This is a genomic window from Xenorhabdus littoralis (assembly GCF_033949345.1).
Classification (GTDB): Bacteria; Pseudomonadota; Gammaproteobacteria; order Enterobacterales; family Enterobacteriaceae; genus Xenorhabdus; species Xenorhabdus littoralis.
Genome location: NZ_VCDP01000025.1, coordinates 183,701 through 205,193 on the forward strand (window position 1 = coordinate 183,701; position 21,493 = coordinate 205,193).

A 21,493-nucleotide genomic window follows, 5' to 3' on the forward strand; every position below is an offset into this window, starting at 1 on the left:
TTATCAGATTTTGCTTAAAGCAGCATTCAAATCATGTAACAAAATGTTAGTTAAGTGTTCGTTTGTTTTTTGCCATTTGGTAAGTTCAAGAAAGCTTATCTTATCACTTCCAAATAAATTATATGTTTCATCCAGATAGTTATCAATTAAGGTACTGAGATCGTAGTTATCTGAATATTTAATTTTAAAATTCCAGACAAAAGCTGCAATGTACTCGATCAATTCGTTTAGTTTTAAGCTTTTCTCGGAGGTCAGATCGTGAATCCAATGATTATCAGTGCGATTCAGGACTGAAAGCGCTTCTTGAATTAAATCTTCACATAAGTATTTTAATTCAGCAATATCATGTCTTCTTGGTGAATATTCATCCATAATCACCCCCATAAACGATGCACGGCTTATTTGAACTAAGACTTATACATGTTAATTATTATAGTCATTCTTTCAGAATAGAGCCTATCAAAACATGATTATTATTTATTAATATTAAACACTATTTTGCACATTTGCCAACAGGGTTTAAAAAGGGCTAATTTACTTTTGGTTCAGGTACATTTGGTTCAGGTACATTTGGTTCAGGTACATTTGATTCAGGGTACATTTAGTTCAGGCAAAAACGCCTAGCTTTGCCAAAAAAACTGAGTTTTGACAAAATCTTGGTACTCTACTATATCTACTATAAGGGATAGTTTATCTACGTATACCGTTAAATATATTAAGTTATGCTAATACAGCAGATATCGCAGCAATGGTACAAAGGCCATTATAGGCGATTGTATTGCGAATTTCAAAACCAATATAGTATCATTATTACATATGTCACCATCGAGATGGAACTCTTTTTACCATCAAATGTGTAATTAGAAGAAAAACATGGAAAGTTACCAATTTATCTTCTATTTATTATAAAAAACAGAAAGATATCACTTTTAGACGCAGACCATCTTTCATCAGTATTTATTTTAATTATACCTGTTGTTTTTCAAGTCACAGCTTTGTTGACTACCCTCACTTATCCCAGTCACCGTTTTTATTAATATACGGTTATCTATGTCCCCAGGAGATTCTTTCCCTTGCCGTCGCACTGCATCTTGAAATCCATTGGGTATAGATTATGGATAGACTTTAGCTCAAATATTGTAAGATTATGAATTCGTTGTTTGAAATGATTTTTGTTCATTAAAAAAGGCCACTGAAGTGGCCTTTTTTAGCACAGTTAAATTTAATGAGGGGATGAGATATGTTCAACTTCCTCATTTTTCTTCGAGAACCGACGCTTGATAACAACAAAGAATACAGGGACGAAATAGATTGCCAACGATGTCGCGGCAATCATACCACCCAGTACACCAGTTCCTACCGCGTTTTGAGCACCTGAACCTGCGCCATTGCTCAATACTAAAGGCATAACACCAAGCATAAAGGCTAAAGAAGTCATCAGAATGGGTCGTAAACGCATTCTGACTGCATCCAGGGTTGCTTCTATTAACCCTTTGCCTTCTTTCTCCATCAAATCCTTGGCGAACTCTACGATAAGAATAGCATTCTTCGCTGATAGACCAATTGTTGTCAGTAACCCAACTTTAAAGTAAACGTCACTGTCCAAGCCACGAATTGAGGTTGCCACCAATGCACCAATAATTCCCAGAGGGACAACTAACATGACAGAGAAAGGTATTGACCAGCTTTCATATAGAGCAGCGAGGCAAAGGAACACGACGATCAATGACAGTGCGTACAATGCCGGTGCCTGATTACCAGACAGACGCTCTTGAAACGACATACCCGTCCAGTCATAGCCAATCCCTTTTGGTAGCTGAGATGCGAGTTCCTCCATGAATGCCATGGCATCACCGGTACTTTTTCCTGTCGCGGCCTCACCAACGATTTCCATGGATGGCAAGCCGTTATAGCGCTCCAAACGTGGAGAACCATAAACCCATGGTTCCTTGGATGTATCTATAAATGCAGAGAATGGAACCATTTCGCCGAGGTAGTTGCGGAGATACATATTACTGATGTCTTTTGGCAACATACGGTGAGAGGCCTCAGACTGGATATAAACTTTTTTGACGCGACCGCGATCAATAAAGTCATTAACATAACGTCCACCAAACATTGTACCTAATGTTAAATTGATGTTGTTAACGGAAACACCCAGTGCTTCTGCTTTTTCCTGGTCAATATGAAGACGGTATTGAGGCGTATCATTTTGTCCATTAGGACGGACATTCTTCAGCATCTCAGGGTGTTGGGCAACCTTACCAAGCAGTTCATTACGTGCTTGGGTCAGTGCTTCATGTCCAAGGTTCCCTCTGTCAATCAATTGGAAGTCAAAACCACTGGCAGAACCCAACTCTACAATTGAAGGAATATTAAATGCGAAGACAAGTGCTTCCTTGATTTGAGAGAAATTGGCATTTGCACGTCCAACGATGGCTGGGACTTTGTCTTTCTCATCCTTGCGCTGTTCCCAATCCTTTAAGCTGATAAATGCCAGGCCAGCATTTTGCCCTTGACCCCCGAACCCAAAGCCGTTGACTGTAAACACAGATTTAACAACACTTTCTTCTTCGGTATAGAAGTAATCATTGATTTGATCCAATACCTTTTGTGTCTGTTCCTGAGTCGAGCCAGACGGTAATTGAACTATAGCCAACAATACGCCCTGATCTTCTTCAGGCAGGAAAGAAGATTTCAGGCTGGAAAACATCCAAGCCATACAGCCGACTAGCATGACATAGATGACCAAGTAACGACCTGTACCACGCAGCATACGGGCAACACTATCGGTATAGTGATGGGTACTCTTTTCGAATAGGCGGTTAAACCACCCAAAGAAACCTGTTTGGATACCATGACTGCCTTTGGCGATAGGTTTTAGCATGGTAGCACAGAGTGCGGGTGTCAGGATTAAAGCCACCAGTACAGACAGAACCATCGCCGAGACAATAGTGATTGAGAACTGACGGTAAATGGCCCCGGTTGCTCCTCCGAAGAATGCCATTGGAACAAATACGGCGGAAAGCACCAGAGCGATACCGACCAGAGCACCCTGAATTTGCCCCATTGATTTCTTGGTGGCTTCCTTGGGGGATAACCCCTCTTCCTGCATGACACGCTCAACGTTCTCCACCACAACGATGGCGTCGTCCACAAGCAGACCAATGGCGAGCACCATGGCAAACATGGTTAGTGTGTTGATGGAGTAGCCAAATGCGGCCAGAATGGCAAATGTACCCAGCAATACAACGGGAACCGCAATGGTCGGAATCAACGTGGCCCTGAAGTTTTGCAGGAACAGATACATCACAACAAAGACGAGCAGGATAGCTTCAGTCAGCGTTTTCACAACTTCGAAAATAGAAATCTTAACGAATGGTGTAGTGTCGTATGGATATACGACAGTCAATCCATACGGAAAGAATGGCTTCATCTCAGCCAGAGCTTCTTGGACGGCTTTCGACGTATCCAGTGCGTTGGCGCCGGTAGCCAGTTTGATACCGATACCTGCTGCAGGTTTGCCATTGAACCGAGCAATGATGCTATAGTTTTCAGCACCAAGCTCAACGGTAGCGACATCTTTCAGGCGAATGTGTGAGCCATTGGGATTTACACGCAGCAAGATATCGCTGAATTCTTCAGGAGAATTCAGACGGGTCTGAGCAATGATCGATGCATTTAAGCGTTGTCCAGGAACGGGAGGCGTTCCCCCTAACTGCCCGGCTGCAACCTGATTGTTTTGTGTTCTAATGGCATTGATGACATCCTCCGTGGACATTTTATAGTTAATCAATTTATCAGGATTGAGCCAGATACGCATAGCATACTGAGTACCAAACAGCTGAGCCTCACCGACCCCTGTGACGCGGCTCAGGGAGTCTTTTACGTTGGCTCCAACATAATCTGCAATGTCATCCTGGCTCATTGAACCATTTTCAGAAATAAATCCTGCAACCATTAAAAATGAATTGGTTGTTTTATCAACGCTAACGCCTTGTTGTTGCACTTCTTGGGGTAACAGAGGCATAGCCAGTTGCAGTTTATTTTGTACCTGAACTTGGGCGATATCCGGATTTGTATTCGCTTCAAAGGTGAGAGTGATAGCCATGTGACCAGCAGAATCACTGTTAGAAGACATATACACCAGATTATCGATACCATTCATATTCTGTTCAATAACCTGAGTGACAGTATTCTGTACCGTTGTTGCATCAGCTCCTGGATAAACCGCAGAGATAGAAATAGATGGTGGAGCAATTGCAGGATATTGCTCCACAGGTAATTTCATTATTGCCAATAGACCAGAAAGCATAGTTACAATTGCAATTACCCATGCAAATATTGGCCGCTCGATAAAAAACTTAGGCATGAATCACCGACTCCTTATTGGGGCTTTTTTTCAGGCTCAGCTTGATTAGCCGTAGGTTTGGCATTCAGATCAGTTTCTACTGGCTGAACCGTTATGCCCGGTGCTATTTTTTGTAGTCCTGTAATGATCACTCTATCCCCGGCTTTCAAGCCGCTTGTCACCAACCACTTGTTACCGATTGCCTGATCAGCATTAATATTGCGCAATTCCACTTTATTATCTTTATCGACAATCATAGTGGTTGCCTGACCACGCGGAGTTCTGGTAACCGCTTGCTGGGGAATCAAGATCGCATTTCGACGCACACCATCTTCCAGTTTGGTACGGACAAACATCCCCGGGAGTAATTCTTCATTCGGGTTTGGGAAAACAGCGCGCATAGTGATAGAACTTGTTGTTTCATCAACTGTTACATCTGAAAACTCAAGATATCCTTCCTTGCTGTACTCTTGTCCCATGTCAGTAATTAGACGTATTTTGGTCTTTTTGTTTTCTTTTTGAACAGTTCCTTTGGCAATCTCATTTTTAAGCCGCAGATAGTCATCACTTGATTGGGTGATATCAACATAGATAGGATCTAACTGCTGAATGATTGTCAACGCTGTTGATTGCCCAGCAGACACCAAAGCTCCTTCTGTAACGGTGGATTTACCCACACGACCAGAAATAGGCGAGGTTACCTTGGTATAGGCCAAATTGATTCTGGCACTTTCCAATGCTGCTTTAGAAGATTGAACATCTGCGTTTGCCTGTTCATGGTCAGAATTTGCTTTATCAAACTCCTGTTTACTTACATATTGTGTACCCAACAATGATTTATAACGCTCAACAGTCAGGCGGGAAACATTCTCATTGGCCTGGGCTCTGAGCAGATTTGCTTTAGCTTTACTGTATTCTGCCTGATAGGTTGCCGGGTCTATTTGATATAATGACTCTCCGGCCGCAATATCACTTCCTTCTTTGTAATTACGTTGCAGAATTATACCGCCGACTTGGGGACGAACCTCAGCAACACGATAAGCCGACGTACGACCGGGCAACTCCGTGATAACTGTCAGAGGTTCTGCTTTCAGCGTTACGATACCCACTTCAGGAACATACCCGCCTGTGGCTCCTTGCTGTGTATTTGTATTCTCGTTACATCCAGAGAGAATGAAACTGCCTGAAAGTACCAGTAATGTAGCCAGAGGCAAAACTCCCCTGTTTTTTCGCATAAGTAAACCTCAATTTTTCAATATAGACGCTTTGATCAAACGCGTGAAATCATTACTTCATTGATTAAGGGTGCTATAGTACAAACATACATGAATGTATGTAAATCAGCCTCCGTCAAAAACAAAGTTTATGGCATGAAAATGGCACGAAAAACTAAACAACAAGCACAACAAACACGTCAACAAATTATAGACGCCGCGATAAAGGCTTTTTCTGAGCGTGGTGTTTCTGCTACTTCATTATCAGATATCGCGATTGAAGCAGGTGTTACCCGCGGTGCAATTTATTGGCATTTTAAAAATAAAGTGGATCTACTTTCTATTGTCTGCAAAATATCAGAGCACAAAATAGATGAGCTAGAGAAAGAGTATCAGGCAAAACACCCTAATAATCCACTCCTTGCGTTGAGATCTTTATTGGTTTCCCTATTAAGAATGATGATTGACGACTTCCAAAGTCGTCAGTTAATAGAGATTTTTTTTCATAAATGTGAGTTCGTCGGAGAAATGTCTTCATTAGTTGAAGAGCTGCGGGAAACCTGTATTTCCGATTACAAGAAGATTGAAAAAATGCTGGAGGCCTGTATTCAGAAAGGAGAATTACCTTATAACCTCGATCTTAGGCGCTCTGCCATAATGTTGAGGGCATTAGTGACGGGATTATTGGAAAACTGGTCATTCTCGCCGGACAGTTTTAATATTCAAGAACAGGCAACCTACTTGGTGGATAGTTTCATTGACACCCTAAAATATAGCCACCACTTGCGTCGCGAAGAAAAAATGCGTCTTGAATAACAGGAGAAAATGTCAATGGAATCTATTCTTATCATTGCCAGTGGAGCAGCATATGGCAATTAATGCACTAAAATTACCTATTCTGTTTTTTTTTCTGTTATCTCTCTTTTCTCCTGTTTATGCGGCTTTCAATAGCGATGTTCCAACCCGCAATGATATTCAGAATCAGCTCAAGCTCCTGACTGAACGTAAAGAACATACGGTTGAGGAGAAGGTATCAATAGCTGATTTGGAAAAAGCGCTCTCCTTCTTTGACAAAATAGATCAAGTGAAGATGGACTCCGATTTGCTCAAAAAAAATCGGCAAGAGGCCCCGCAAAAATTACGTCAGATTATGGCAGGGTTGGAGAGTCTGAAAAATAACTCTCCGCAGGATGACAATGAATATAAACAGACGTTGGAAATGCTGTCTCTGAAACAGCTTGAATCGAAGTGGAATAGTACACTGAATAGTTTACAGCGGTCGCAGGAGAATCTTGCCAGCTACAATAGTCAGTTGATCGGTCTGCAAACACAGCCGGAACGTGCGCAAAATATACTATTTCGTAACGTGCAAAGATTGCAGCAAATACGTAATCAGCTCAACAATACACTGACTGAACAGCCGGAATCGAGTCATACCCAGACGGAATTATTGCTGGTAGAACAGTTTTTCTTGATGCAGCAAAATGAGTACCAAAAGGAATCTTTACGGGCTAATACGCAACTACAGATGCTTTTACAGCAGCAACGGGATTACACGACGCTTCAAATTAAACAATTAGAAATTTATGTCCAATTTATTCAGAATGTGATGAGTGGAAAGCGTCTGGTTCTTTCTGAAGAAACAGCCAAAGAAGCGCAAACTCAGGACGGTAAAAATTTATATATTCAGGATAATCCGCTGGTTCAGGAGGAAATCGAGACCAACCGTGAACTGAGTGAGCAACTGGTTGCAGCAACACGTGATAATAACCAATTGGCGCAGAAAAACATTGTTGTTAAGAACTTTCTTGAACGAACCATCCAGTCTGAACGTAATCTGAAAGAGCAGGTTAAGGTATTGCGCGGCAGCTTATTGCTATCGCGAATTCTGTTTCAGGAGCAGTTAAAAGTACCACAAAATGTTCTGACAAAAGATTTACCGACGAAAATAGCTGACTTGCGTCTGGAACAGTTTGAAGTGACTCAGGAACGAGATCAGCTTTATCAGGGTAATGATTATATCGATAATTTATTAAACGATAATCATAATAGAGTAAAAAACGAATCCCCTGAGATGGTTAGTGAAATTCGTAATGCCATTAATCAGATTTTGGATGTTCGTCGTGAACTTTTGGATCAGCTCAATAATCAATTGGGAAATCAAATCACACTTGCCATCAGCTTACAGATGGATCAGCAGCAATTGCTGGATGTCACTGAATCACTGGAAAAAACACTCGTTCAGCAGATTTTTTGGGTAAATAGTAACAAACCGATGAATTTAGTCTGGTTGAAATCTTTACCTGAACTGATTCAGGGAGAGTTGGTTCATCTGAATATCAGTTTGAGTTTTAGTGCTCTTATTAAGGGACTAAAGAATTCCATCCATTTTGTGATCCCCCTTGTGTTGGTGGGTTTATTTTTACGTTGGCAGACCAAAGGCATTAATGACCAGTTGCAGAAAATTGCTGATGAGGTAGGGCAATTTCGTCGTGACAGCCAATTGCACACTCCATTGGCGTTGATACTGACAGTGGTAAAAACATTGCCGATCGCTTTTATTGTACTGGCGATAGGTTATTGGTATTCGAAATCAGATGATGATTTAGGTGATTTGATTTGGGGATTCTCCCGCCAATTGGCATTATTTTGGATTATGTATAGTTGCAGTTATCAAATTCTCGTCAAAGGAGGGATCGGAGAACAGCATTTTGCTCTGAACAGTACGGATTGTACTTTATTCCGTAAAAATCTTGGGCGCCTGGCGATTGTACTGTTGCCGATTTTGTTCTGGATAACATTGGGTGTTAAACATCCTTTGCGATTGTCTGATGATGTAATCGGTCAGTGTACTGTATTGATTTGCCTGTTCTTTGTTTTTCTTTTTGTCTTTCCATTTTGTCGGCAGGTATGGCGGGAAAAAAGCGCCCATATGATCCGCACCATTGTGGTGACAGCATTGACTTTTGCGCCACTGATTTTGATTGTATTGATGGTATCTGGTTATTTTTATACCACTCTGCGTCTGACAGAACGTTGGCTCTATAGCTTATATCTAATGTTCCTCTGGCATATCAGTTATCAGACCTGTTTGCGGGGATTGGGAATTGCTGCACGTAGTATTGCCTATCGACGTGCGATTGCCCGCCGTCAGTCTCTAATGAAAGAAGGGGCAGAAGGCGAGGTGCTGGAAGAGCCGCCAATGGAGCTGGATCGCATTAACCAGCAATCATTGCGTTTGACTAGCATGGTGCTGTTTTTGATCTTTTTAGGTGCTTTCTATTGGATCTGGTCTGATTTAGTGACGGTGTTTTCTTACCTCGATGGGGTCAATCTGTGGCAATACAGCACCACGACAGAATTGGGCAACGTCCTACAGCACGTAACCTTGAAAGATTTTGCTCTGTCGATAGCGATGCTGGTGATTTCATGGGTCATGATGCGAAACCTGCCGGGATTACTGGAGGTATTGGTTCTGTCCCGTTTGCAGTTACAGCAAGGTTCTTCGTATGCGATTAAGACGACACTGACTTACCTGATCATTGGGATTGGGGGAATTACTGCGCTAGGAACATTGGGTGTTTCATGGAATAAATTACAATGGCTGGCTGCGGCTCTTTCGGTTGGTTTAGGTTTTGGTTTACAGGAAATTTTTGCCAACTTTGTTTCGGGTCTGATTATCTTGTTCGAACGTCCTGTCCGTATTGGCGATACGGTAACGATAGGAACTTACTCGGGTTCAGTCAGTAAGATACGCATTCGGGCAACGACAATCACGGATTTCGACCGTAAAGAAGTGATCATCCCCAATCGGGCATTTGTGACAGAACGTCTAATCAACTGGACGCTTTCTGATACAGTCACGCGGATTATCATTAAGGTGGGCGTCGCATACGGTTCTGATCTGGATAAAGTAAAAGAAGTTTTATTAAAGGCGGCCAACGACAATGCCCGCGTGATGAACGAACCAGGACCGCAGGTTTACTTTATGAGTTTCGGTGCCAGCACACTGGATCATGAATTGAGGCTTTATGTGCGGGAATTGGGGGATCGCAGTCGTACTGTGGATGAAGTTAACCGTAGTATTGATAAGTTATGCCGCGAAAATGACATCAATATCGCATTTAACCAGTTGGAAGTTTATTTGCACAATGATGAGGGCAATAGTTTGCAAGAAGTACAGAAACCGTTGAGTCGTGGTGATAATCACCATCCGGATGGAAAATTTTCTTCTGGCGACAAGCCATTATTACCTTAAACCGTTTTTCCGTAAAAAATAGAGCCTGATGGAATAAGCGTTAATCTCATCTATTCCTCAGGCTTTTTGGTCTGTTTTTCCAGCTTTCCTTGAAAATCTTGCTTGACGATTTCCAATGCAGCCAATGCGATGGCAGGAGAAATTTCATTACATTCGAGCAGATAAATAAGGTCTACCGCGAGCTGAACTTCAGGTGGTGCTTGTTTGAGAGTCATAACTGATTATTTTCCCTATGGCTAATCTGAGTTTTCCTGTTTTTCTATCGATCTTTCGATGCGCATCAGTGCTTGACGACAGCGGGCTAATCTTCCCGCCAGAGCAGCGATTTCTTTTTGCAGTTTATACTTATCGTTAAGAATAATTTGTTTATTTAACTGTAACTCCCTGTCATCGATCATGGCTATTAACCGGCGCTCATAATCTTGATGTTCTGCCAGTCGCTGATAAAGATCCCGTTCTTGTGATCGATGCTCAAATTTATCTTCCTGTTTTCTTAGCGCTTGGGTTGATATTTCGCGTTTCAAAGCTTCTATTTGTATCACTAATCGTTCAGACAGAAACTTCACCTGCTCAATACGATTATCGGTTACGCAGGCTTTCAACTGCCTCATATTTTGTTGGATCTCTTGCATATATCCACCAAGCTTATTACTGTGATGATGGAATAGCGCCTGATCAAAACGGGCAATGGAAAAAGGTATATCGGTCAGTAAAGCGAGATCTCCCTCTAAAATACTGATCTGTTTTTCAAGTGCACTTAATAAATTTTGTATGCCCATCAGCATCCCGTTATCGTAAATAATCAGTTCATATATCCGTCGTCTTTCAAGTCGCAGCTTTGTTGGCCGCAACCTGAAATCTATTGGGTATAAAAGCTTACTCGTTGATCTATTTTATTTGGTATCAACGACTCTCGATGAGATAGATATGTAGCTTGATCTAACTCAATAAAATATAGGCGGCAGCTTGCTTTACAGTTGCTTTTTTCCGGTAGTTTGAATAGATTTTACCGTTTTCGTTTTTTATAAACTGGCTGGCACCGATTATGACCGCTAACGCACAACAACTGCAATTAATTAAAAATAGTATCGAAACAATCCCTGACTATCCAAAAGAGGGAATACTTTTTCGTGACATAACCACATTGCTGGATAATCCTCTTGCCTACCAAGCCACAATCGATCTACTGGTATCACATTATCAGGGTAAAGGCATAACGAAAATTGTTGGTACTGAAGCACGTGGTTTCTTATTCGGAGCGCCTGTCGCACTGCGTCTGGGCGTTGGCTTCGTGCCTGTCCGTAAAAAAGGCAAATTACCGCGTGAAACATTGAGCGAAACTTACGATCTGGAATATGGCACTGATACGCTGGAAATCCATAAAAGCAGCATTAACGAAGGGGATAAAGTGCTGGTCGTTGATGATTTGCTCGCAACAGGTGGAACGGTTGACGCGACAGTAAGCCTGATCCGTCGTCTGGGTGGCGAAGTATCTGAAGCGGCTTTCATCATTGGCCTGCCTGACTTGGGTGGTACTGAGCGCCTGAAAAAACAAGGCGTTGACAGTTACACACTTATTGAATTCCCCGGCCACTGATTGTTCTGATTTTTGCATTATTAGTACATCAGCCTCGCCGTTCATGGTGAGGCTGTGCTAGCATGTTAGACAGTCATGTTCAATTTCTTCGGTATTCATGAGCTATCAGGTACTCGCCCGTAAGTGGCGCCCACAAATATTTTCTGGTGTAGTTGGTCAACAACATGTGTTGACTGCGTTGGCGAATGGTCTTGAGCACCAGCGTCTCCATCACGCTTATCTTTTTTCCGGCACTCGCGGTGTAGGTAAAACTACAATTGCACGTTTGCTGGCAAAAGGACTGAATTGCGAAACGGGTATTACAAAGACTCCGTGTGGTCAGTGTGCGAACTGTCTTGAAATTGAACAGGGGCGATTTGTCGATCTGATTGAAATCGATGCCGCTTCCCGAACAAAAGTAGAAGATACTCGCGAATTGCTGGACAATGTTCAGTATGCTCCTGCCCGAGGCCGTTTCAAGGTTTACCTTATTGACGAAGTTCACATGCTTTCCCGCCATAGCTTCAATGCGTTGTTGAAGACATTGGAAGAGCCGCCCGAACATGTGAAATTTCTTTTGGCAACAACAGATCCACAGAAACTTCCTGTCACGATCCTTTCACGTTGTCTGCAATTCCATTTGAAAGCGCTTGATGTGAATCAAATCAGCAGCCAACTGGAACATGTACTTAATGCAGAACAAATAGAGAGTGATCTCCGTGCTCGTCAGCTGCTTGCGAGAGCTGCGGATGGCAGTATGCGTGACGCTTTGAGTTTAACGGATCAAGCGATTGCTCTTGGCGGGGGAAAACTGACATCAGATATCGTCAGTCAGATGTTGGGAACACTGGATGACGATCAACCATTGGCAATGATCGAAGCATTGGTTCGTGCCGATGGTCAACAAATGATGGCTTTGGTTGAACAAGTTGCATCGCGTGGTGTGGATTGGGAAACTCTTCTGGTAGAAACACTAACGTTGTTGCACCGGATTGCCATGATCCAGTTATTGCCTCAGCAGCTTGAAATCGATTCCTCTTCAACAGAGGGACGATTGCGTCTGTTGGCAAGATCCATTTCTCCGACCGATTTGCAACTTTATTATCAGGCGTTACTGGTGGGGCGCAAAGATCTCCCCTATGCACCAGAGCGTCGGATGGGTGTGGAGATGGCTCTATTGCGTGCGTTGGCATTCCATCCCAAGGCTGTGATTGATGAGGCTTCATCACCCACAGCGGAAACCCCGGTAGCACCAATAGTCTCAACTTCAGCGCCAATAGCCCGGACTCAGTTTGTTTCCAATAATGGAGAAAGCGAACGGGCTGAACAGAGAGTGTCCAAATCAATGGACACAGCGGCTCCAGCGAACAGCCCAACTGCAAAATTATTGCAGGCAAGAAGTTCGCTGACCCGTCAGGGAAATATACCGCCAAAAAAGTCTGATCCGGCAGAGTCTGCGAAGGCTAAGCCGGCTAGTTCGGCACTGGATCGATTGGTAGCAGTCGCCGAGCAGCGACCTAAATCTTATATTCCTAAAGCGAAAGAGCCTAAGCCAGTAAAGAAAGAGGCTTATCGCTGGCGGGCTACGAATGTTGAAGAAAAGCAGGTATCGGTTACCACGCCAAAAGCCATAAAAGCGGCGCTTGAGCATGAAAAGACAGCAGAGCTGGCAGAAAAACTGACTCTTGAATCGAAACAAAGAGATCCATGGGCTGCGGAAATTGATAAACTGCATATTCCAAAATTAGTTCAGCAGGTAGCACTGAATGCGTTTAAAGAACAGGTTGATGAACATCGTCTTTGCCTGCATTTGCGTTCACAGCAGCGCCACCTGAATTCTGCATCGGCTCAGAAAGTATTGGCAGAAGCATTAAGTCAATTGCATGGAAAGCCTGTTGAACTCAGTATTATTGAAGATGATAATCCTGCGGTAAAAACGCCTCTGGAATGGCGACAAGCCATTTATGAAGAAAAATTGGCACAAGCGCGCCAATCCATTATTTCGGATAGAACGATTCAAACACTTCAGCAGTTATTTGATGCAGAATTGGATGAAGAAAGTATCCGGCCTGTTTAACCGCCACTGCGTATCTTTATGCTGTGGCTATAGCGAAGAGAGAGAATTATGTTTGGTAAAGGTGGTTTGGGCAATTTGATGAAACAAGCCCAGCAGATGCAAGACAAAATGCAGAAAATGCAGGAAGAAATTGCAAGTCTGGAAGTTACGGGTGAATCTGGTGCAGGTTTGGTAAAAATCACTATTAATGGTGCGCATAACTGCCGTCGTGTTGAAATCGATCCAAGCCTGATGGATGATGACAAAGATATGCTGGAAGACCTGATCGCTGCTGCGTTCAATGATGCAGCTCGTCGCATTGAAGAAACTCAGAAAGAGAAAATGGCTGGCGTTTCCAACGGCATGCAATTACCGCCTGGCTTCAAGATGCCATTCTAATGCAAACCAGTCCTCTTCTTGAATCACTGATGGAAGCACTGCGTTGTTTGCCCGGCGTAGGCCCTAAGTCTGCTCAGCGGATGGCATTTAATCTATTGCAGAGAGATCGCAGTGGTGGAATGCGGCTGGCACAGGCACTGACGCGAGCGATGTCTGAAATTGGTCATTGTCAAGATTGCCGGACATTCACTGAACAAGAGCAATGCTCGATTTGTGCCAATCCCCGTCGTCAGCAAAATGGACAGGTTTGTGTGGTGGAAAGTCCGGCGGATATTCATGCCATTGAACAAACGGGTCAGTTTGCTGGGCGTTATTTTGTCCTGATGGGACATTTATCGCCACTAGATGGTATTGGGCCAATGGATATTGGTCTGGATCGTTTAGAAGAACGTTTATCTTCTGAAACTTTGTCAGAAGTGATTCTGGCGACGAATCCAACTGTCGAAGGAGAGGCAACGGCAAACTATATTGCAGAAATATGTTCGCAGTATGGTGTGACAGCCAGCCGGATTGCTCACGGTGTTCCGGTTGGCGGGGAGCTTGAAATGGTGGATGGCACAACGCTGTCCCATTCGCTGGCTGGTCGTCAAAAAATCACTGATTTGTGATTCAGCGCCCAATTCTGATTTAGCTCCCAAATAAATTCCCGGCTAAATTCTCAACTTAATGGGAAATTCTAATGGATGGCGCTGCGGATTATGCCGCCATCCATAACAAATTTATGCTGTCCTTAAACTAATTTACATTCTTCTTGTTGTTCTAACTTGAAACTCTCCGGATCTATCCCCATCTGATTACCATCGTCCGATTTTACATATTTGAACTGGATTTAGATTGAGGTAACAAATGAGCATGAAAGGTCAGGAAACCCGTGGATTTCAGTCTGAAGTCAAGCAACTGTTGCAGTTGATGATCCATTCTCTCTATTCCAACAAAGAAATTTTTCTCCGTGAATTGATTTCAAACGCATCTGATGCTGCCGACAAATTGCGTTTCCGCGCTTTGTCAGCGCCTGAATTGTATGAAAATGATGGTGAATTGCGTGTTCGTTTATCTGTTGATAACGAGCTGAAAACTATCACTATCAGCGATAATGGTATCGGCATGTCCCGTGATGAAGTGATTGACAATCTGGGAACGATTGCAAAATCCGGTACTAAAGCATTTCTTGAATCCGTTGGCTCTGATCAGGCTAAAGATAGCCAATTGATTGGTCAATTCGGTGTCGGTTTCTACTCTGCGTTTATTGTTGCGGATAAAGTTACTGTACGTACCCGTGCTGCGGGTACAGAAGCTGATCAGGGCGTATTCTGGGAGTCAACAGGCGAAGGTGATTACACCATTGCTGACATTGAAAAAGTAGCTCGTGGTACAGAAATTACCCTGCATCTGCGTGATGAGGAGAGTGAATTCCTCAATGATTGGCGCCTGCGTTCAATCATCGGCAAATATTCTGACCACATTGCTCTGCCGGTTGAAATTGAAACCCAAACTAAAAATGAAGAAGATGACACAGTTACCGTTACTTGGGAAAAAATCAACAAAGCCCAAGCATTGTGGACTCGTGGTAAAGCAGAAATCAGTGACGAAGAATACCAAGAGTTTTACAAGCACATCTCCCATGATTTTACTGACTCTCTGATTTGGAGCCATAACCGCGTTGAAGGTAAACAGGAATACACCAGCCTGCTGTATATTCCTTCCCAAGCGCCATGGGACATGTGGAACCGGGAGCATAAACATGGTCTGAAATTGTATGTACAGCGTGTATTCATCATGGATGAAGCTGAACAGTTCATGCCAAATTACCTGCGTTTTGTTCGTGGTCTGATCGACTCCAACGATTTGCCGTTGAACGTATCCCGTGAAATTCTGCAAGACAGCACAATCACCCGCAACCTGCGCAGTGCGCTGACTAAACGTGTATTGCAGATGCTGGACAAACTGGCAAAAGACGATGCAGAAAAATACCAAACTTTCTGGCAGCAGTTCGGCTTAGTATTGAAAGAAGGGCCTGCTGAAGACGGTACAAACAAAGAAGCGATTGCCAAATTACTGCGTTTTGCTACAACCCATAATGATGGTTCGGCACAAACGGTTTCTTTGGAAGATTACATTGGTCGCATGACAGAAGGGCAGGAAAAGATTTATTACATTACTGCAGACAGCTATGCTGCGGCGAAGAATAGCCCGCATCTGGAGATATTCCGTAAGAAAGGCATTGAAGTTCTGCTGCTGTCTGACCGTATCGATGAATGGATGATGAGCTACCTGACTGAATTCGATGGTAAATCATTCCAATCTGTTAGCAAGGCTGATGAATCCCTCGACAAACTGGCAGATGAAAATAAAGCTGAGCAAGAAGAAGCTGATAAAAAACTGGAGCCATTTGTTGAGCGTGTGAAAACGCTGTTGGGTGAGCGGGTGAAAGAAGTTAAACTGACTCACCGTCTGACAGATACACCTGCGATTGTAACAACTGATGCCAACGGAATGAGCACCCAAATGGCGAAGCTATTTGCGGCGGCAGGCCAATCAGCCCCAGAAGTCAGCTACAACTTTGAACTGAACCCGGAACATGATCTGATTAAGAAAGCGGCTGATGTTCATGATGATGTTCAATTTGCCGATTGGGTAGAATTGCTGCTGGATCAAGCGCTGTTTGCAGAGCGTGGGACACTGGATGATCCAAACCAATTCATTCGCCGAATGAATCAGTTATTATTAACCGAAAAAGCTTAATCTCAGTAAAATCATGATAAAACCACGCTTCAGCAGAGAATGGAGCGTGGTTTATTTTTTTCATCACGCGAAAACGTTTACCTGTTTTCTTGAGCCATCTCCCATTCAAGTGGTATGGTAGTTCGTTTTCTTTAAAAAATACAAAAAGCAAATAGAAAGGGGATTTACGCAATGCGTATTATTCTGCTGGGCGCACCAGGCGCCGGTAAGGGGACTCAGGCACAATTTATCATGGAGAAATATGGGGTTCCTCAGATTTCGACAGGTGACATGCTGCGTGCCGCAGTAAAAGCGGGCACAGAATTGGGTTTGCAAGCAAAAGAATTGATGGATAACGGTAAACTGGTAACTGATGAGCTGGTTATTGCTCTGGTTAAAGAGCGCATCCAACAAGATGATTGCCGTAATGGCTTCTTGTTGGATGGGTTCCCACGTACCATTCCACAAGCTGATGCCATGAAAGAAGCGGGTGTTCAGGTTGATTCTGTTCTGGAATTTGATGTTCCCGATGACATCATCGTTGAACGTATTATTGGTCGTCGTGTACATGCTCCATCGGGTCGTGTTTACCATATCAAATTCAATCCGCCAAAAGTGGATAACAAAGATGATGTTACTGGTGAAGAACTGACTATCCGTAAAGATGATCAGGAAGATACTGTCCGTAAACGTCTGGTTGAATACCACTCACAAACTGCTCCTTTGGTTTCTTACTACCAGAAAGAAGCTCAGGCAGGTAATACAAAATACTTCAAACTTGATGGTACTCGTCAAGTAGCTGAAGTCAGCGCAGAATTGGCCAGCATTCTGGGTGAATGATGACGGGTATAGCTTATTCCTGAATGGTTACATCTTGAATTGCTATATCCAATGGATTTCAAGTTGCAGCTGTATTGGCTGCAACTTGAAAGACGGGTATGTCTCTTTCACTACAGGATCAGGCGGTTTTTTATCGTCTGATTTTTCCGGTCTGACTCTTTGTAGTCGCCCCCCAATCTACAAAAATTCACTCACTTGCCGTTGCGCTGCAACTCAAAATCCATTGGGTATATACTAGATTGTGAGTTATTTAAATGGAGCGTAGAGGAATGAGTAGTAAGAAGTATGGTGTTCTACTGGTAAATCTTGGTACACCGGATGCACCAACACCAGCAGCAATAAGACGTTATCTGGCAAAATTTCTAAGTGACAGAAGGGTAGTTGATATTCCTCCATTGATTTGGAAACCTATACTATATGGTCTGATTCTTCCTTTCCGCTCTTCCCGTGTTGCTAAGCTTTACCAAGAAATCTGGACAGAAGAAGGATCTCCTTTGCTGGTTTATGGTCGTCGTCAGCAAAAATTGCTGGATGAAAAACTAGCGGACATTCCCGTTGCTTTGGGAATGACTTATGGCACACCTTCTTTGTCTCAGACAGTCGATAATTTGCTGCAACAAGGCGTCGAGGATTTGATTGTACTGCCACTATACCCTCAGTATTCCAGTACAACGTCGGCAGCAGTATTTGATAGCATCAGCAAAATATTGCAGGGATATCGTACCATTCCTAACCTGCATATTATCCGTAGTTATGCCACGCATCCTGCTTATATTGCTGCGTTAAAGGAAAGCATTGAGCAGAGTTTTGAAAATCATGGTCAGCCTGATCGATTGCTTCTTTCCTATCATGGTATTCCTGAACGTTTGGCACAGATGGGCGATATTTATCCGCAAGACTGTAAAGCGACGACTGAATTGTTGATTCAGGCACTGGACTACCCGGCAGATAAAATCATGATGACATATCAGTCTCGTTTTGGTCGTCTGCCGTGGTTATCACCTTATACAGATAAAACAATGCAATCATTGCCGAATCAGGGTGTGGAGCATGTTCAAGTGGTATGTCCGGGCTTTTCAGCGGATTGTCTGGAAACTTTGGAAGAAATTAAGCAGCAAAATAAAACTATCTTTTTGGCGTCGGGTGGGAAAAAGTTTGAATATATCCCCGCACTTAATGATAATGTGTCCCACATTTCGTTGCTCGAAAAATTAGTAAATAACGTCATTAAATAACTCGCAGCCGCTTGTCACGGTGCTTTATCTGACATGAAGAGTATTATTCATTGGTAGTTACCTGATTTTTAAGGATATAATTTTTAGATCAATGAGTACTGTGAGCGGGATAAGAAGCTTGCGGATCAATGAAAAACAAAATTATTTGGATTGGACATTATAGATAATGAGTAATAAACCTATTAAACACCCAGATTTTTATGAAGAGCATTCAAACTATTATCATCCCGCTCAGGAAGATGAAATTGATTTGTTTGAATTATTCTCAGTACTCTTCCAATCAAAATATTTGATCATTGCAATATCGTTTGTTTTTGCAGTTGTTGGTTTTGGTTTCGCATCATTTCTGCCCCAGAAATGGACCAGTACAGCGGCAGTGATAAAACCAGGACTGGAAGAGTTCCAACCATTAAAAAATGCATTAACGGATTTGCACGTTCTGAATCTTGAGCCAAAAATCACAGAAGCGTCGTTATATAATCGTTTTATTGAAAACTATAATTCGCGTGTATTGCGTGAAGAGTATTTAATCAATACTGATTACTTTAAGACCTTGCTTACTAAAAATGATGATGCTTCTGGGCAGGGAAAAAGAAAGCTGATCGAGCAAGTCGTCAACAAAAATATCTCCGTTTCCATACCTAAAAAAGATGATGATGTGAATGAATCCATGCTCTCTTTCAGTGCGGATAATGCAGAAGATTCCTACAATCTGTTAACGGGTTATATCAATTTTGTGTCTTCTGTTGTTCGTGATCAGATAAAAGACGAATTGAACGATATGGTTCACCAGAAGCTGGAATACTCGAAAAAGCTGTACGATATTGATATATCTCGTATTGGCAATATGCGTAGTGTCGATATTGAACGATTGAAGTATGCGATTTCCATTGCTAACTCAGCGGGAGTTAAAAGACCCGTATCGAATGGCGGGGCAATGATCAAAGATGACCCGGATTATTCGATTGCGTTGGGTTCTGATGCATTGGAACGTAAGCTCCAGATTACCGAAGAAATTACCGATCCGACTAAAATTGATGCTGATCTGCGTAACCGCCAGTTATATATTAAAAATCTGGAAAAAGTGAACGTTGATAAGGTGGATTTCGAACCATTCAAGTATATGCAGGAACCGTATGAACCAACTTCAAAAGACTCACCGAAGCGTTTGCTGATTCTGATTGGTGCGGGTTTTATCGGGTTTATTTTATCCGTTATGTTTGTTCTGCTGCGTCATATGGTACGTAGTCGCAAGGAACAAGAAGCTTAATAATATTATAGCGAATACTTTTTACACCCGGTATTCGTTAAATATCGAGCTTGAATAATTAATCTTTTGACAGCCAGTGTTATTGCAACACTGGCTATTTGTCTTTCTTTCTGTTCTTTCTGTTGCTGCGTTTTTTGTTTTGTCACAGTATGGTGCTACACCATATTGTGCTAATATGCCGCATATTTTGGCTCTATAGCAGCAATTAATTATGAAATTCCCTGGTAAGCGTAAATCTAAACACTATTTTCCTGTCAGTTTAAGAGATCCTCTACTGCAACCCATCAAAGAGACGGTGGACACCGAAAATAACCGAGCCTACATCGTCGGCATTGACCAAACACTGGTAGATATTGAAGCCAAAGTCGATGAGAGTTTTATCCAGCGTTATAATTTGAGCCAGGGGCATTCATTAGTTATAGAAGATGATGTAGCTGAGGCACTTTATAATGAACTGGCTGAAAATAATCTAATCAGCCATGAATTCGCAGGTGGCACTATTGGCAATACCCTGCACAATTATTCCGTTTTGGCTGACGACAAATCCGTTCTGCTTGGTGCTATGTGCAATAACATCCAGATAGGTAGTTATGCATATTGCTATCTTTGCAATACATCCAGTCGTATGGATTTGAACCATCTTCAGGGTGTTGATGGTCCAATAGGTCGCTGTTTTACCTTAGTGACAGAAAGTGGTGAAAGAACGTTTGCTATCAGTCCTGGTTTAATGAATCAACTCCGCCCGGAAAGCATCCCGGAACACATTATTGCAGAAGCATCAGCATTGGTAATTACCGCTTATTTAGTGCGGTCTAAAGAAGGCGAGCCAATGCCTGAAGCGACGATGAAAGCTATCGAATATGCGAAGAAGCATGGTGTACCTGTTGTTCTGACATTGGGTACAAAATACGTCATTGCGGATGATCCACAGTGGTGGCGTGATTTCCTGGCTGAAAATATTTCTGTTGTTGCAATGAATGAAGATGAAGCTCATGAGCTGACGGGTTTTAGTGATCCATTGTTAGCATCAGATATGGCGCTTAATTGGGTGGATTTGGTGTTGTGTACTGCCGGGCCTGCTGGGTTGTATATGGCGGGTTATACGGAAGAGGAATACAAACGGCAGACATCGCATCCTTTGTTGCCTGGTGCAATTGCGGAATTTAACCGTTATGAATTCAGCCGTGCGATGCGTAAAGCCGATTGTCAGAACCCAATGCGGGTTTATTCCCACATTGAGCCTTACATGGGTGGCCCTGAAAAAATCATGAATACCAATGGGGCCGGGGATGGCGCATTATCAGCATTACTGCACGATATCACTGCCAATAGTTATCATCGCATGAACGTACCGAACTCCAGTAAGCATATGCGCTCTTGTTTAACTTACTCGTCGTTGGCGCAAGTATGTAAATACGCAAACAGGGTGAGTTATCAGGTATTGAGCCAGCATTCTCCACGTCTGACCAGAGGATTACCGGAGAAAGAAGATAGTTTGGAAGAGTCTTACTGGGAACGGTAATACCGGCAAGTCATAATATTCCCGGAATATCCCCATAGCTTGGGGATATTC

Annotated in this window: 16 protein-coding genes; 11 read left to right on the plus strand and 5 right to left on the minus strand. The window is 42.8% G+C overall.

Translation table 11 applies throughout. The annotated features are described in order from the left end of the window. Positions 1-3 precede the first annotated feature (3 nt). The 3 genes from tomB to FE394_RS07920 form a co-directional block, all read right to left on the minus strand. Positions 4-372 (minus strand): Hha toxicity modulator TomB, encoded by a 369-nt coding sequence (gene tomB, locus FE394_RS07910; RefSeq protein ID WP_319925844.1) that lies wholly within the window; start codon positions 370-372, stop codon positions 4-6. A gap of 850 nt (positions 373-1,222) precedes the next feature. Then, on the minus strand, positions 1,223-4,372 hold the full coding sequence (locus FE394_RS07915; protein WP_319925845.1) for an efflux RND transporter permease subunit: 3,150 nt from the start codon (positions 4,370-4,372) through the stop codon (positions 1,223-1,225). Between the two features lie 14 nt (positions 4,373-4,386). Then, positions 4,387-5,586 (minus strand): efflux RND transporter periplasmic adaptor subunit, encoded by a 1,200-nt coding sequence (locus FE394_RS07920; RefSeq protein WP_319925846.1) that lies wholly within the window; start codon positions 5,584-5,586, stop codon positions 4,387-4,389. Positions 5,587-5,727: 141 nt separating this feature from the next. On the opposite strand from FE394_RS07920, the gene acrR reads away from it, so the two are divergent. After that, on the plus strand, positions 5,728-6,381 hold the full coding sequence (acrR, locus tag FE394_RS07925; RefSeq protein ID WP_319925847.1) for a multidrug efflux transporter transcriptional repressor AcrR: 654 nt from the start codon (positions 5,728-5,730) through the stop codon (positions 6,379-6,381). 52 nt (positions 6,382-6,433) lie between these two features. Then, positions 6,434-9,823, plus strand: a complete 3,390-nt coding sequence (mscK, locus tag FE394_RS07930) for a mechanosensitive channel MscK (protein ID WP_319925848.1) — start codon at positions 6,434-6,436, stop codon at positions 9,821-9,823. 50 nt (positions 9,824-9,873) lie between these two features. Here the strand turns inward: mscK and rsmS are convergent, their stop codons facing one another. Together rsmS and priC are read right to left on the minus strand one after the other, a co-directional pair. After that, complete coding sequence (gene rsmS / locus FE394_RS07935) at positions 9,874-10,038, minus strand: pleiotropic regulatory protein RsmS (RefSeq protein ID WP_319925849.1); 165 nt, start codon at positions 10,036-10,038, stop codon at positions 9,874-9,876. 21 nt (positions 10,039-10,059) lie between these two features. Beyond that, positions 10,060-10,602, minus strand: coding sequence for a primosomal replication protein (gene priC, locus FE394_RS07940; protein WP_319925850.1), 543 nt, complete (start codon positions 10,600-10,602; stop codon positions 10,060-10,062). 266 nt (positions 10,603-10,868) lie between these two features. Between priC and apt the strand changes: the two genes are divergently transcribed. From apt to FE394_RS07985, 9 genes are all read left to right on the plus strand, one after another. Continuing rightward, complete coding sequence (gene apt / locus FE394_RS07945; protein ID WP_319925851.1) at positions 10,869-11,420, plus strand: adenine phosphoribosyltransferase; 552 nt, start codon at positions 10,869-10,871, stop codon at positions 11,418-11,420. 97 nt (positions 11,421-11,517) lie between these two features. Continuing rightward, positions 11,518-13,476: a DNA polymerase III subunit gamma/tau gene (gene dnaX, locus FE394_RS07950; RefSeq protein WP_319925852.1), complete on the plus strand. Its 1,959-nt coding sequence runs from the start codon at positions 11,518-11,520 to the stop codon at positions 13,474-13,476. A 48-nt stretch (positions 13,477-13,524) separates the two neighbouring features. Then, positions 13,525-13,854 (plus strand): YbaB/EbfC family nucleoid-associated protein, encoded by a 330-nt coding sequence (locus FE394_RS07955; RefSeq protein WP_319925853.1) that lies wholly within the window; start codon positions 13,525-13,527, stop codon positions 13,852-13,854. Continuing rightward, positions 13,854-14,462, plus strand: coding sequence for a recombination mediator RecR (gene recR, locus FE394_RS07960; protein ID WP_319925854.1), 609 nt, complete (start codon positions 13,854-13,856; stop codon positions 14,460-14,462). Before FE394_RS07955 ends, recR begins: the two co-directional genes overlap by 1 nt. Positions 14,463-14,706: 244 nt before the next feature. Next, a complete protein-coding gene (gene htpG / locus FE394_RS07965) occupies positions 14,707-16,596 on the plus strand; it encodes a molecular chaperone HtpG (protein WP_319925895.1) in 1,890 nt (629 codons plus the stop codon). Between the two features lie 171 nt (positions 16,597-16,767). Further along, positions 16,768-17,415 carry an adenylate kinase gene (adk, locus tag FE394_RS07970; protein ID WP_319925855.1) on the plus strand — a complete coding sequence of 216 codons (648 nt, stop codon included), beginning with the start codon at positions 16,768-16,770 and terminating at the stop codon, positions 17,413-17,415. 269 nt (positions 17,416-17,684) lie between these two features. Next, positions 17,685-18,650, plus strand: a complete 966-nt coding sequence (hemH, locus tag FE394_RS07975; RefSeq protein WP_319925856.1) for a ferrochelatase — start codon at positions 17,685-17,687, stop codon at positions 18,648-18,650. A 166-nt stretch (positions 18,651-18,816) separates the two neighbouring features. Beyond that, positions 18,817-19,920 (plus strand): LPS O-antigen length regulator Wzz(fepE), encoded by a 1,104-nt coding sequence (gene wzz(fepE) / locus FE394_RS07980; RefSeq protein ID WP_319925857.1) that lies wholly within the window; start codon positions 18,817-18,819, stop codon positions 19,918-19,920. Between the two features lie 211 nt (positions 19,921-20,131). Further along, entirely contained in the window at positions 20,132-21,442 is a 1,311-nt protein-coding gene (locus FE394_RS07985) for an inosine/guanosine kinase (protein WP_319925858.1), read from the plus strand. Positions 21,443-21,493 lie beyond the last annotated feature (51 nt).

Excerpts from the sequence above, each read along its gene's own strand:
- tomB (WP_319925844.1), bottom strand. The coding sequence starts at position 372 with ATGGATGAATATTCACCAAGAAGACATGATATTGCTGAATTAAAATAC.
- FE394_RS07915 (WP_319925845.1), bottom strand. The coding sequence starts at position 4,372 with ATGCCTAAGTTTTTTATCGAGCGGCCAATATTTGCATGGGTAATTGCA.
- FE394_RS07920 (WP_319925846.1), bottom strand. The coding sequence starts at position 5,586 with ATGCGAAAAAACAGGGGAGTTTTGCCTCTGGCTACATTACTGGTACTT.
- acrR (WP_319925847.1), top strand. The coding sequence starts at position 5,728 with ATGGCACGAAAAACTAAACAACAAGCACAACAAACACGTCAACAAATT.
- mscK (WP_319925848.1), top strand. The coding sequence starts at position 6,434 with ATGGCAATTAATGCACTAAAATTACCTATTCTGTTTTTTTTTCTGTTA.
- rsmS (WP_319925849.1), bottom strand. The coding sequence starts at position 10,038 with ATGACTCTCAAACAAGCACCACCTGAAGTTCAGCTCGCGGTAGACCTT.
- priC (WP_319925850.1), bottom strand. The coding sequence starts at position 10,602 with ATGGGCATACAAAATTTATTAAGTGCACTTGAAAAACAGATCAGTATT.
- apt (WP_319925851.1), top strand. The coding sequence starts at position 10,869 with ATGACCGCTAACGCACAACAACTGCAATTAATTAAAAATAGTATCGAA.
- dnaX (WP_319925852.1), top strand. The coding sequence starts at position 11,518 with ATGAGCTATCAGGTACTCGCCCGTAAGTGGCGCCCACAAATATTTTCT.
- FE394_RS07955 (WP_319925853.1), top strand. The coding sequence starts at position 13,525 with ATGTTTGGTAAAGGTGGTTTGGGCAATTTGATGAAACAAGCCCAGCAG.
- recR (WP_319925854.1), top strand. The coding sequence starts at position 13,854 with ATGCAAACCAGTCCTCTTCTTGAATCACTGATGGAAGCACTGCGTTGT.
- htpG (WP_319925895.1), top strand. The coding sequence starts at position 14,707 with ATGAAAGGTCAGGAAACCCGTGGATTTCAGTCTGAAGTCAAGCAACTG.
- adk (WP_319925855.1), top strand. The coding sequence starts at position 16,768 with ATGCGTATTATTCTGCTGGGCGCACCAGGCGCCGGTAAGGGGACTCAG.
- hemH (WP_319925856.1), top strand. The coding sequence starts at position 17,685 with ATGAGTAGTAAGAAGTATGGTGTTCTACTGGTAAATCTTGGTACACCG.
- FE394_RS07985 (WP_319925858.1), top strand. The coding sequence starts at position 20,132 with ATGAAATTCCCTGGTAAGCGTAAATCTAAACACTATTTTCCTGTCAGT.